Here is a 12,996-nt window from a genome sequence, read left to right on the forward strand (position 1 = left end):
CCAGGCGGTGGGGTTGCATCATCCTGCCGCGCTAACCAATTCCTTATGCTTAAAGATTCACTTCTGGAGTGACGCTCTCGCACCTGCTAGGAACAATCTTGACTATTTTGAGACGGAAACCGGTATGGACGCCATAATTTCCACAGATGCGCTCGCGGCCTTCTGCGATCGTGCCGCTAAGTTCGACTTCGTAACGGTTGATACCGAGTTCTTGCGCGAAACCACTTACTGGCCAAAGCTTTGCCTGATCCAGGCCGCGACTGATGATGAAGCCGTACTGATCGACCCGCTGGCGTCGGGGATCGATTTGACACCCTTCTTCGCGCTGCTGGCCAATCCGGAAGTCACCAAGGTGTTCCATGCCGCACGGCAGGACGTGGAAATTTTCGTCAAGCTGAGCGGCAAGGTGCCGGTCAATATTTTCGACACCCAGATCGCCGCCAGCGTGTGCGGCTTTGGTGATAGCGTGTCCTACGACAATCTGGTGCGCTCCATCACCAATGTCGAACTCGACAAGTCCTCCCGCTTCACCGATTGGTCGGCCCGCCCGCTTTCGGAAAAGCAGCTGACCTATGCGCTGGCCGACGTCACCTACCTGCGCGATATCTATCGCGAATTGCGCAAGCAGGTCGATGCCACCAAGCGCTGGGATTGGGTTGAGGATGAGCTGGGCGTGCTGCGCAGCATCGATACCTATGTCGTGCAACCGGACAAGGCCTGGGAACGCCTGAAGATGAAGATCAATCGCCCGCGCGATCTGGCGGCCCTCAAGGTGCTGGCCGGCTGGCGCGAAAAACGCGCGCAGGACAGCGATCAGCCGCGCAGCCGGATTCTCAAGGATGACGTGCTGTTCGAGCTGGCCATGCAGCGCCCGCTGACACCCGAGGCCTTCGACAAACTACGTGCCGTGCCCCGCGGCTTTGGCCGGAGTTCCGCAGCCGCCGAGATCATGGCGCTGCTCAAGGATGTCGAGGAGCTGGGCAAGGCCGAATTGCCGACCATGCCCGAGCGCTATCGCGGCCCCTCGCCCAAGGGCGCGGTGGGCGATCTCATCCGCGTGCTGCTTAAATCGGTGTCCGAGCAACATGGCGTCGCCGCCCGCATCATCGCCACCTCGGACGATATCGATGCCCTGGTGCTCGATGACGAAGCCGATGTCGCCGCCCTCAAAGGCTGGCGCCGCAAGCTGTTCGGCGAAAAGGCCCTGGCGATCAAACACGGCCGCGTCGGCCTGGTTGCCACCCGCAAGGGCATCGTCGAATTCCCCGTCGCGCAGGCGGAAGCGGCTGAATAGCCGCTTCGACTAGCTCGCGACGCTGATGAACGAGGCCTTGTAGCCTGCCAGGTTGGCGAACTGGTCCAGCCTGCCGCTCAGATGTTCGCCGTTCAGGAACGCGAAGTCCTGCGGCAGCACCAACGCCAACACGCTGCCATCCACTTCGAACCGGATGCGCGGCAGAATGCCCGGCATGGCTGCCGTCATCGGATAGGCCACCCGGAACAGTGCCCCGATCAGCTTGGCGCGCTGCGAGGCTTCGGGCGTGGCGAGGGCCAGCAATGGCTGGTTGATGCCCTTCATCTTGAGCCCGCCATAGCGCACGGCAATGACCTGGCACAGGAACGCCCGGCCGGGATGGTCGACGCCGGTCAGCGAGCCATACGCCACCGCATCGACACTCTGCACGCCGCGATAGTCGGGGTGAGCCCGCCAGGCAATATCCGCCAACAGGCACGCCACTTTGCGCAGCCGGGTTTCCTCGGCCGTTTCCACAATCCCCGCGATGGCGAAATACTGCCCGGTGAACTCGATCAGGTCATTGGCATGCGACGGCGAGCGCGAGCGCAACACGGAAAGTTCCTCGGCCGCCTGGATCAGCGGGTCGATGGCCTGTTCCTTGGCGTCGAGCAGGCCATGCAGATAGCCCTCGCGCACGCCCAGCGCCGAGAACATCACATTGGTGAAGGCGCCGGCCTTCAGCACTTCGCCCAGTACGGCGGCGCCGAACGGCACCAGATCGCGGCGGGAGGAACTGACGAATTCCGAGCCGGGATAATTCTTGAGCGAGCCGGCTTCCACGATCTCCGTGCAAAGCGCGATCATGTCCTCGGCAGGCACGGTATAATGCTGCACCATCTGCAGCGGATATTCGCGCAGCACCTGATGTAGCTTGGCCAACGAGCGCCAGGTGCCGCCAATGGCCGCAAAACTGTTGCCCGGCGCGACAGCCTTGAGAATGGAGGCTTCCAGCCGCTCCCGCACGATGCTCGCGGCCTTCATCGGATTGCCGTTGCTGTCGTCCTGCAGCCGGATCACGCCAAGCTCGTAGGATTCCCCGTCGGTATCGTTGCCGCTCTTGATGGCGGAAAGTTCAAGGCTGCCGCCGCCCAGATCGCCGACAATGCCATCAAAACCGGGAATGCCGGCCACCACACCCAGCGCCGCGAAATGAGCCTCGCGCTCACCGCTCAGCACCTGCACCTTGGTGTCCATGATGGCCTCGACGGCATCAACGAATTCGTCGCGATTGGCCGCGTCGCGCACCGCCGAGGTCGCCAGCACATAGACCTTGCCCACCCGCATCATGCGCGCCACCAGCGCGAAGCGCTTGATGGCTTCCAGCGCCTGGGCGACATTGGCGTCGGCCAGGCGCCCGGTCTGGGCAATGCCGCGCCCCAAGGCGCAGGCGGATTTTTCGTTGTAGAGCGGCGTCAGCGAGCGCGCGTGGCGCTCATAGACGACCAGGCGGACGGAATTGGAGCCGATATCGAGGACGGCCACGGGCTTGGCGCCCTTGATCCGTCCCTGTGCCGTAGGATCGGCATCGACCCCCCAGAATTGTGTCAAACCGTATCCTCGTCGCCCTCACCTATTCCGGCGCTGCCGCGACCCGACAGCGACGGATTGGTCATGAAATAATCGTGCGCATTGAACGGCTCTTCGCCTTCAGCCATGCGAATGCGGTGCGAACTGCCATCCGGCAATACTTCCCAGCTCTGCTGGTTGTCACGCAGATAGGCAACCAGAATCCGGTCCAGGATCTGCTTATGCACGGTCTTGTTGAGAATGGGCACCATGATTTCCACCCGCCCATCAAGGTTGCGGCCCATGATATCGGCCGACGAAATATAGACCCGCGCATTCGGATTGGGCATAGGCTCGCCATTGCCGAAGCAATAGATGCGGCTGTGCTCGAGGAAGCGACCGACGATCGATTTGACCCGAATATTCTCCGAGAAACCAGGAATGCCCGGCCGCAGGCAGCAGATGCCGCGCACGATCAGGTCGACCTTCACGCCAGCCTGGCTCGCATCATACAGCGCGTCGATTACCTGCGGATCGACCAGCGAATTCATCTTGAGCAGGATGCTGGCCGGCTTGCCCTGGCGGGCATGCTCGATTTCGCGGCCGATATCCTCGATCAGCGTCTGCCGCAGATTGACCGGGGACACCGCGATGGTCTCGAGCTCGGTCGGCCGGGCATAGCCGGTGATGAAATTGAACACCCGCGCCACGTCCCGTGTGATGGCCGGATCGATGGTGAAATAGCTGAGATCAGTATAAATCTTGGCGGTGATCGGGTGATAATTGCCCGTGCCGATATGGCAATAGCTGACCAGCTTGCCCTTTTCGCGGCGCACCACCTGGCTCATCTTGGCGTGGGTCTTGAGCTCGATAAAGCCGAACACCACCTGCGCCCCGGCCCGCTCGAGATCGCGCGCCCAGCGGATATTGGCTTCTTCGTCAAAGCGCGCCTTGAGCTCGACGAGGCACGTCACTGACTTGCCGGCTTCCGCCGCCATCACCAGCGCCTTGATGATCGGGCTATCCGACGACGTGCGATAGAGCGTCTGCTTGATGGCGACCACATCGGGATCGCGCGCCGCCTGCATCAGGAACTGCGCCACCACGTCAAAACTCTCGAACGGATGGTGGACCAGAATATCCTTGGCGCGAATGGCGGCAAAGCTGTCGCCATTATAGTCGCGAATGCGCTCGGGGAACCGCGCCAGATAGGGGGTGAACTTGAGGTCGGGCCGCTCGACATCGCAAACCTTGCGCGCATCGGCCAGCCCGAGGAAACCCTGCACCTCAAAGATATCGCCATCCTTGACGCCCAGTTGCTCGCCGATCTGGCGCTTGAGCGCCCGCGGCGTCGAGCTTTCGATTTCGAGCCGGATCACCTGGCCGCGACGGCGCTGGCGCAGGGCGGATTCGAATTCCACCACGAGATCGGCCGCTTCGTCGTCGATTTCGATTTCGCTGTCGCGGATGACCCGAAACGCGCCCGAGCCCACCACTTCGTGGCCCGGAAACATCTTGTGGAAGAACAGCTTGACCAGGGTGTCTATCGTAACGACTTCAGTCCGCCCTTCCGATACCAGCCCGCTGGGCAGCGTGATGAAGCGATCGAGATTGCCCGGAATGCGCACCAGGGCGGTCAGCGGCTGGTCGCTATCGGGCCGGCGCAGCTCGAAAGCCAGCGCCAGGCCCAGATTGGGAATGAACGGGAATGGATGGGCCGGATCGACTGCGATCGGCGTCAGTACGGGGAAGATTTCCTCGCGGAACAGCTTCTGCAGGTAATTGACCTGGTCGGCGCTAAGGTCATCTTCTTCGTGGATCACCACATTCTGCGCGAACAATTCCTCGCGCAGGCTCTGCCAATGGTCCTGCTGCTCCAGCTGCAGGTGCTGGGCCAGCGTGGCGATTTCCTCGAGCTGTTCGGCCGGCGTCAGGCCATCGGCGCTCTGCTTGGATAGCCCTGCCCGCAACTGGCCTTTGAGGCCGGCCACACGGACCATGTAGAATTCATCGAGATTATTGGCCGAGATCGATACGAAGCGCAGGCGCTCGAGCAGCGGGTGGCTCTCATTGCCGGCCTCTTCGAGCACGCGCATATTGAACTGCAACCAGCTGACTTCGCGGTTGACGAACCGGGCCGGACTGGTGCGCAGCGCTTCGGCATCGGGCACGCCGGCGTCCGCTTCGGCGAAATCGCTCATTTCATTCATCGTTCGGCCCATCCCAATCCTGTTCGTGCTGCACCGCGCCGCGAGCGACCGCGCGGCGGTCGAGCGCATCGGCGGCGATGCTGCGGGTAATGGCCGTACCCTTTGCCAAGGCCAGCCTATCCATGAGGTCAGCAAGAATCGCGACTTCCTCGGTAGAGCGCTCCATGCGCGCCACGAGGTAGCCGATGATTCTGGGATCGACCTTGATCTGCCGATCGCCGAACAGTTTCACGAACATCTGTGACAATTGAATGTCGTCCGTCATTTCGAGGCTGAACGCGGTCGCCCGCCGGGCCCGAGAGCGGACATCATCGGTCGCCAGCGGCCATTGCGCAACCTCTTCGCGCGCCGTCAGCAAGATGGCGCGCTGGTCGCGCATCGATTGGTTGAGCAGGTGAAACAGCCCCGCCTCGTCATAACCCAGCCGATCCACATCCTCGACAATCAAGGGGTGCTGCCCGCCCTGCGTCGCCAGCGCCTCCAACTCATCCACCCCCGCGAAATGTGCGCCGCTGCGATCGGCGAAAATTCGCGCCAGATGCGATTTGCCCGAGGCCGCGGCCCCGATCAGCAGCGTCAGCGGCTCGGACCAATGCGGAAAGGCCAGGATCCGCCCATGCGCCAGGGCATTGCCCTCGCCCACCAGGAAATCGCCTTCGCCCTGGGCCGGAACATGCGGCAGCTCGAAGGCAAGCTGCCCCCTTGCGGCACCCGTCTCGTCCATGTCAGGCCGCGCTGGCGTCGCCATCGGCGTCCCCATTGGTGCCTTGGTAGAGCGCGCTGGATTTGTATTTCTTGACGCCATAGCGGATCAGCACGGCAACGATCGCCGCCAGCGGCACTGCCAGTAGCAGGCCGACAAAGCCGAACAGGGCGCCAAAAGCCAGCAGCGCGAACATCAACCAGACCGGGTTGATGTTGATCGAGGAGCCGACCAGCTTGGGATAGAGAATATTGCCCTCAATGAATTGCCAGCCCAGGAAAATGGCGCAGACCGCCACCACCATCCAGTAATTGGGCCAGAACTGCACGATGGCGATGCCAACCGAAAGCGCGAAGCCGAAAGCGAAGCCCACAAACGGAATGAAGCTGAGCAGCCCGGCCATCAGGCCCACCGCTAATCCGAAGTTCAGGCCGAGCAGGCTCAGCGCCGTAGCATAATAGGCCGCGTCGATCAGCAGCACGCCGCCCTGCCCGCGAATAACGCCGGCCATGGACTTGTCGATATCGCTGAGGATGCCGTTGATTTCGCCTCGCGAATCCCGAGGCAGTAGCCCCTGCAAGCCGCGCACCATGCCTTCCCAGTCGAGCAAGAGGTAGAAAGCCACCACCGGGGTCAACAGCGTAAAGCCGATGACTCCGGCTCCGGTCAGGCCGATATTGACCAGTTCGGCCGGTAGCGTAGCGATAAAGCCAAGCACTTGCGTAGCCATGCCGCTGATGCTGGTCTGCAATTGGGCGGCCCGCTCCGGCCCCAGCCATTCGTTGATTTCGGGCGACCAGCGGGTGATCAGCGCCTGCAGATCGGTAACATAGCCCGGTAACCGCTGGATCAGACCGATCACCTGCTGGCCAATCAGCGGCACCAGCATGAAGAACAAGCTGACAAAGATGGTGATGACGCTCAGCAGCACGACTGCGGTGGCCCAACCGCGCCCGAAGCGCCACTTCTGCAACTGGTTGACCAGCGGGTTGAGCAGATAGGCCAGTGCCGCGCCCACCACAAAGGGCAACAGGATGCCGCGGAACAGCCAAAGCAGCAGCACCAGCACCACCAGGAATGCGACCCAGATCAAGACTTGATTGCGCAGTGTCATCTTGCCGTACGGCCCTTGCGTCGTGGTGGTGGAGAAGCTATCAGGCCGTCTAGCTTCCGGCGCCGGAGTTGGCAATCGCCTTGGCTTTCCGGTAATGGCTTTGCGCACGCTTTCCCCAAACGGTTCCAGGCCAATGTCCGATCCTCAAAACCTGACATCAAACGGTCTCTCATACAAGCAGGCCGGTGTCGACATCGATGCAGGCAATGCGCTGGTCGAGGCCATCAAGCCCGCCGTCCGCTCCACCAGGCGCCCGGGTGCCGATGGCGAGATCGGCGGCTTCGGCGGCCTGTTCGATCTGAAGGCCGCCGGATTTACCGATCCGGTTCTGGTCGCGGCCAATGACGGGGTGGGCACAAAGCTCAAGATTGCCATCGATACCGGCAATCATTCCACCATCGGCATTGATCTCGTGGCCATGTGCGTCAACGATATCATCGTGCAGGGCGCCGAGCCGCTGTTCTTCCTCGACTATTTTGCCACCGGCAAGCTGGATGTCGAACAGGGCACGGCCATTGTGTCGGGCATTGCCGAGGGCTGCCGCATTGCCGGCTGCGCGCTGATTGGCGGGGAAACCGCTGAAATGCCGGGCATGTATCACGGCAATGACTATGATCTGGCCGGTTTTGCCGTCGGCGCTGCCGAGCGCGGCACCCTCCTGCCCCGCCCCGACATCGCCGCTGGTGACATTCTGGTGGCCATTGCCTCCTCGGGTGTGCATTCCAACGGCTATTCGCTGGTGCGCAAGATTGTCGAACTGTCGGGCATTGATTGGTACATGGACGCGCCCTTCGCGCCCGGCCAGTCATTGTCCGAAGCCTTGCTCACCCCCACCCGCATCTATGTCAAGCCGCTATTGGCCGCGCTCAAGGCCGGCATCGGCATCAAGGCGCTCGCCCACATTACCGGCGGCGGCTTCATCGACAATATTCCGCGTGTGCTGCCCGACCATCTGGCAGCCCATGTCGATCTCAACGCCATCACCGTGCCCAAGGTCTATGCCTGGCTCAGCCACATTGGCGGCATGAACGAGCGCGAAATGCTGCGCACCTTTAACTGCGGCGTCGGCATGCTCGTTGCGGTAACGCCTGAAGATGCCGAAAAGCTGGTCGAACAGCTCAATGCCGCCGGGGAAACCGCTGGTATCGTCGGCAAGCTCACCGAGCGAACCGGCGAGCCGGTAACCTTTGAAGGCAAGCTCTCGCTGTGAGCCGCAAGCGCGTCGCCATCCTGATTTCGGGCCGCGGCTCCAATATGCAGGCGCTGATCGAGGCCGCCAAAGCGCCGGATTATCCGGCCGAAATCGTGGGCGTGCTCTCCAATCGCGCTGCCGCTCCCGGCCTGGCCCTGGCGGCCAGTCAGGGCATTGCCACCGCATCGCTGGCGCAGAGCAAATTTCCCAGCCGGGACATGTTCGAAGACATCATGACCCAGACGCTCGAAAGCTGGGATGTCGATATCGTCTGCCTCGCCGGCTTCATGCGCATTCTGGGCGAAGATTTCGTCAATCGCTGGGCCGGCCGGATGATCAACATCCACCCATCCCTTTTGCCGCTCTACCGAGGGCTGCATACCCACGAGCGAGCACTTGCCGACGGCGCCAAGGTGCATGGCTGCACTGTACACTTCGTGACCCCGGGCCTCGACGAGGGCGCCGCCATCCTGCAGGCCGAAGTGCCGGTCTTGCCCGGCGACACCCCGGACACCCTTTCCGCCCGCGTGCTGGTCGAGGAACACCGCATCTATCCCGAGGCCCTGCGCATGCTGGCCTCGGGCGAGATTGCGCCGCTTTAGTTTGGCAGCGCCGCGATAAACGCCGTCACCACGGCCGCCGAATTGGCCGATGCCAGCCCCATGAACGTACCCATCTCATTTTCGCCCTCGCCGCCACCGGCCAGGTCAGATAGCGAGCGGAACGCGATGAACGGCACCTTGTTGGCATAGGCAACATGCGCGACCGCCGCACTTTCCATGTCCAGCACCTGGGCCTCGAACGTGCCGAAGGCATATTCACGGAAGGCGGCGTTGTCGACGAAAGCCGCGCCCGACACGCCGTTGCCGCCGACATAGATGCCCGGCGCCGTCGTCAGGCATTTATTGGCCTCGACGCAGTCCTCAAGATTGATATCAGCCGCCACTTTTTCGGCTACGGCCAGCAGATCCGGGTCAACCGCAAACCAGAATTTCTCTTCCGGTTCAGCGCCTTCCCGGGCGACGCCGACATTCTGCGGGAAGATCATCCCGAAATTGGGAAACGGCGCCTCAAGGAATGGTGGCGGCGTGAATTCACCCTCCGCGGTCTCGCGCGCGAGGATCGCGTCGAGATATTGTCCCCACTGCGCAGGTACGATCACGTCCCCGATATGCCGCTCGGGATTGACGCCGCCAGCAATGCCGGAAAACACGATGCTTTCGAGGTTGAAGAAGTCCATCGCCAGTTGCGAGGTCATCGCGGCATTGACCATGCTGACCCCGGTCAGGAACAGCACGACCGGCTTGCCCTCGATCAGCCCGGTCGCAAAGGTCGTACCATTGACCGTATAGTCCTTGCGCTCGCTCAGCGCCTCCTGCAGCACAATCCATTCGGGCGCGAAGGCGGACATCACGGCGACACGCGGCGTGGCGTCCAGCGTTTCGGCGGCCAGCGCCGGGGCGCAGGTCAAAGCGGCAAGCAGAGATGCGGCAATCGTTGTTTTCAGCATGAGTCCCTCATTATTTGCCGGCAAAGACTAGTGAGCCCGATCCGGCCCGGCTATCGCCACCCTTGCATGGCTGCATCCCCATCAGCGGCGCTGATGACAGCCATCGTCAAAATCGGTTCGACCTTTGTTCTCACCGGGCGTAAGTTCCGCTCCTTAATGGGCTGGGGAGGAATCACATGGCCACGCGTGACTGGGCTTTGCTCATCTTTGTCGGCAGCATCTGGGGCTGCTCGTTCCTGTTCAACGCCATATTGATTCGCGAGCTGGGGCCGATCTGGGTCGCCGCCGGCCGCGTGAGCATCGCCGCCATTGCCAGCTGGGTCGTTTTCTTTGCCATGCGCAAGCCGCTGCCGCGTGATCCCATGCTTTATCTCAAACTGGGCCTGCTCGGCGTCTTCAGCTATGCCCTGCCCTTCACGCTGTTCCCGCTCGGCCAGGCCCACATTCCGAGCGGGCTCACCGCCATCATCAACGCGCTGACCCCAATCCTCACCGTCGTGGTCGCCCACTTCTGGCCCGGCGGCGAAAAGGCCAAATACAACAAAGCGCTCGGCGTCATTGCCGGCTTTGCCGGCGCGGCGCTGCTGGCGTCTCCCGCCCTCACCGGCGGGCATGCCGGCGACCAGTTGATCGGCATCGGCTTCTGCCTATTGGCCACGATCCTTTATGCTGTCACGCTCAATGTCGCCCGCAGCTTCCGCATGGTCGAGCCGACAACGCTGGCCACCATCGCCCTGACCGGCGCGGCGGTCGTCGCCGTGCCGGTCGCCTTTGCCGTCGAAGGCCTGCCCCATGCCACCCGCCCGGAAACCTGGGCCGCCTGGCTCGCCCTGGGCTTGTTCTCGACCGCATTGACCTTTCAGATCATGTACCGCCTGCTGCCGCGTATCGGGGCGACCAACTTCGCCTCCAACATCTTCATTTCCCCGGTCGTGGCCATCATTCTGGGCGTCACACTGCTGGGTGAAATCATCCTGCCCGTCCATATCGCGGGTATGCTGCTGGTCTTTGTCGGTCTGCTCTGCATCGATGGCCGTATCTTCAAGCTCGGGCGCCGCGCACCCGCCTAGGACCAATCGACATTGGCTCAGGCTGAGCCGAAAGTGGTGGTTTTCGAGAACCGGAGCGGAACGTACATTTGGGTACGTGAGCACCGGAAGCGCAGAAAACCGCCATTTGCAGGCCAGCATCAGCCAATGTCGGTTGGTCCTAGGGGCATTGGCCTTTTACCGCGCGGGCGCTACGATCCCGCCGCGGTAACTGGAGAGCAACCAGTGTTTCTCAAGACTGTCACCCCGGAGGAGGCGACCGGCGAGGTCGCCCGGATCTACCAACACGAACAGACCAGCATGGGCTTCGTCATGGAAGCCACCCGCTGCTGGACGGCGCGGCCCGAAGTGCTGCCGCTCTATGAACGGTTTTCCGAAGGCATCAAGGCCAATTTCTCGCTCGGCATGCGCGCCTGGCGCCTCATTACCTTTATCGCCGCCAAACAGGTCCCCTCGACCTATTGCACCCATGTCTACGCCCGTTCGCTGACCAAGGAGCTCGGCTCCAAGGACATGGTGCTCGCCCTGCAGCGCGACTATCGCTCGGCGGGGCTGTCGGAAAAAGAAGTAGCAATGCTGGCCTATGCCGAGCAGGTGGCCCGCGACGCGTCCAGGATCACCAAGGCTGACATCAACGCCCTGCGCGCCGTTGGCTTCACCGATGTCGAAATCTCCGACATCGCCCTCTGCGCCTCGTTCCGCGCCTTCATCAGCCGCTTTTTCGACGCAACGGGGGCAACGCCGGAGCCGGTATTCTTCGACGCCGACCCGGTGTTTCGAGATGCGATGACGGTCGGAAAGCCGATCTAACAACGCATATTGGAGGGGCATGCATTGCACGTTCCCTCCACCGCGATCCCTTCACCCCACGGAGATGAGAGAGTTGGGGAGGCCCCTACTCGATCCCGAGCTTCTTCTTCATCAGATCGTTCAACGCCTGCGGGTTGGCCTTGCCGCCCGAGGCCTTCATTGCCTGGCCGACAAACCAGCCGATCATGGTCGGCTTGGCCAAAACCTTGGCGACCTGATCGGGATTGGCGGCGATGATTTCGTCGACGATCTTTTCGATTGTCCCCATATCGGTCACCTGCTTCATGCCGCGGCGCTCGACGATATCGGCCGGCTCGCCCTCGGGCTCCTCGGCGATCACGATCTGCAGCAGGTCCTTGGCGCCCTTGGACGAAATGGTGCCTGCCGCGACCAGATCGACAATGCCGGCGATCTGGCTGGGCTTGAGGTGGGTCTCCCACACGGCCAGGCCCTGGCTATTGGCATAGGCGGCCACATCGGCATTGAGCAAATTGGCCACGGCCTTGCCGTCGCGCTTGGTGCCGCCAAAAGCCACGACGGATTCGAAATAATCCGCGGTTTCGCGATCCAGCGTCAGCACCATGGCGTCATAGGGCGTCACGCCATAGTCGCCGATGAAGCGTGCCTGCTTTTCGTCCGGCAGCTCGGGCAGCTTCTCAGCCAAGGCGGCGATGAAGGCATCGTCAAATTCGAGCGGAAGTAGATCCGGATCGGGGAAATAGCGATAATCATGCGCTTCTTCCTTGGACCGCATGGAGCGCGTTTCGCCCAGCTTGGGGTCGAACAGCCGCGTTTCCTGATCGATGCTGCCGCCATCTTCGAGAATATCGATCTGGCGGCGCGCTTCATATTCGATCGCCTGGCCGGCAAAGCGCACCGAATTGACGTTCTTGATTTCGCAGCGCGTGCCGAATTCGCCGCCGGGGCGACGCACCGACACGTTGACGTCGGCACGCATGGAGCCCTGCTCCATATTGCCGTCGCAGGTGCCCAGATACCGCAGGATGGTGCGCAGCTTGCTCAGGTACGCCTTGGCCTCGTCGGACGAACGCAGATCGGGCTTGCTGACGATTTCCATCAGCGCCACGCCCGAGCGATTGAGGTCGACAAAGCTCATATTGGGATGCTGGTCATGGATCGACTTGCCGGCGTCCTGCTCCAGATGCAGCCGCTCGATGCCGATCTCGATGGTCTCCCCGTCCACGTCGAGCAACACCTTGCCCTCGCCCACAATGGGGTCCTTGAACTGGCTGATCTGATAGCCCTGTGGCAGATCGGGATAGAAGTAATTCTTCCGGTCAAACACGCTGCGCTTGTTGATGGCGGCCTTGAGCCCCAGCCCCGTCCGCACGGCCTGGCGCACGCATTCCTCGTTGATCGTGGGCAGCATGCCGGGCATGGCTGCATCGACAAAGCTCACATTGGAATTGGGCGGATTGCCGAACTCGGTCGAGGACCCCGAGAACAGCTTGCTCTCGCTCGTCACCTGCGCATGCACTTCCATGCCGATGATCACCTCCCAATCGCCAGTCGAGCCAGCAATGAGGCGCTTCGGATGTGGGGTGCGGGTATCGATAAGAGTCAATTGAGCAGTCCTAGAGGCGG

The 12,996-nt window shown here is 62.1% G+C and carries 11 protein-coding genes; 5 read left to right on the forward strand and 6 right to left on the reverse strand.

The window, feature by feature from the left end; all coding sequences use genetic code 11:
- The first annotated feature begins 124 nt into the window (after positions 1-124).
- Positions 125-1,294 (forward strand): ribonuclease D, encoded by a 1,170-nt coding sequence (gene rnd / locus N8A98_RS19280; RefSeq protein WP_113120445.1) that lies wholly within the window; start codon positions 125-127, stop codon positions 1,292-1,294.
- 9 nt (positions 1,295-1,303) lie between these two features.
- On the opposite strand, the gene N8A98_RS19285 is transcribed toward rnd, so the two are convergent.
- Genes N8A98_RS19285 through N8A98_RS19300 form a run of 4 tightly spaced genes read right to left on the reverse strand, consistent with a single transcriptional unit; the run spans position 1,304 to position 6,830 of the window.
- Positions 1,304-2,845, reverse strand: coding sequence for a Ppx/GppA phosphatase family protein (locus N8A98_RS19285; RefSeq protein WP_262167761.1), 1,542 nt, complete (start codon positions 2,843-2,845; stop codon positions 1,304-1,306).
- On the reverse strand, positions 2,842-5,013 hold the full coding sequence (locus tag N8A98_RS19290; protein WP_262167763.1) for an RNA degradosome polyphosphate kinase: 2,172 nt from the start codon (positions 5,011-5,013) through the stop codon (positions 2,842-2,844). Before N8A98_RS19290 ends, N8A98_RS19285 begins: the two co-directional genes overlap by 4 nt.
- Positions 5,006-5,761: a P-loop NTPase family protein gene (locus N8A98_RS19295; RefSeq protein ID WP_262167766.1), complete on the reverse strand. Its 756-nt coding sequence runs from the start codon at positions 5,759-5,761 to the stop codon at positions 5,006-5,008. The genes N8A98_RS19290 and N8A98_RS19295 overlap by 8 nt, the downstream gene beginning before the upstream one ends.
- Positions 5,739-6,830, reverse strand: a complete 1,092-nt coding sequence (locus tag N8A98_RS19300; RefSeq protein WP_262167768.1) for an AI-2E family transporter — start codon at positions 6,828-6,830, stop codon at positions 5,739-5,741. Before N8A98_RS19300 ends, N8A98_RS19295 begins: the two co-directional genes overlap by 23 nt.
- Positions 6,831-6,963: 133 nt before the next feature.
- Here N8A98_RS19300 and purM point away from each other — a divergent pair, with 133 nt between their 5' ends.
- The gene (gene purM, locus N8A98_RS19305) at positions 6,964-8,040 is read left to right on the forward strand and encodes a phosphoribosylformylglycinamidine cyclo-ligase (RefSeq protein WP_262167770.1); all 1,077 of its coding nucleotides are present in this window, start codon (positions 6,964-6,966) and stop codon (positions 8,038-8,040) included.
- Between the two features lie 44 nt (positions 8,041-8,084).
- Positions 8,085-8,624 carry a phosphoribosylglycinamide formyltransferase gene (gene purN, locus N8A98_RS19310; RefSeq protein ID WP_262172076.1) on the forward strand — a complete coding sequence of 180 codons (540 nt, stop codon included), beginning with the start codon at positions 8,085-8,087 and terminating at the stop codon, positions 8,622-8,624.
- Here purN and N8A98_RS19315 read toward each other — a convergent pair.
- A complete protein-coding gene (locus N8A98_RS19315) occupies positions 8,621-9,532 on the reverse strand; it encodes a 5'-methylthioadenosine/S-adenosylhomocysteine nucleosidase (RefSeq protein ID WP_262167772.1) in 912 nt (303 codons plus the stop codon). The two genes, purN and N8A98_RS19315, sit on opposite strands and share 4 nt — an antisense overlap.
- Positions 9,533-9,708: 176 nt before the next feature.
- On the opposite strand from N8A98_RS19315, the gene N8A98_RS19320 reads away from it, so the two are divergent.
- Entirely contained in the window at positions 9,709-10,602 is an 894-nt protein-coding gene (locus N8A98_RS19320) for a DMT family transporter (protein ID WP_262167775.1), read from the forward strand.
- Positions 10,603-10,806: 204 nt separating this feature from the next.
- Positions 10,807-11,391 carry a carboxymuconolactone decarboxylase family protein gene (locus N8A98_RS19325; RefSeq protein ID WP_262167776.1) on the forward strand — a complete coding sequence of 195 codons (585 nt, stop codon included), beginning with the start codon at positions 10,807-10,809 and terminating at the stop codon, positions 11,389-11,391.
- 85 nt (positions 11,392-11,476) lie between these two features.
- On the opposite strand, the gene gatB is transcribed toward N8A98_RS19325, so the two are convergent.
- Positions 11,477-12,976 carry an Asp-tRNA(Asn)/Glu-tRNA(Gln) amidotransferase subunit GatB gene (gene gatB, locus N8A98_RS19330; RefSeq protein ID WP_262167778.1) on the reverse strand — a complete coding sequence of 500 codons (1,500 nt, stop codon included), beginning with the start codon at positions 12,974-12,976 and terminating at the stop codon, positions 11,477-11,479.
- Between the last annotated feature and the right edge of the window lie 20 nt (positions 12,977-12,996).

This window comes from Devosia neptuniae (genome assembly GCF_025452235.1).
Taxonomy (GTDB): Bacteria; Pseudomonadota; Alphaproteobacteria; order Rhizobiales; family Devosiaceae; genus Devosia.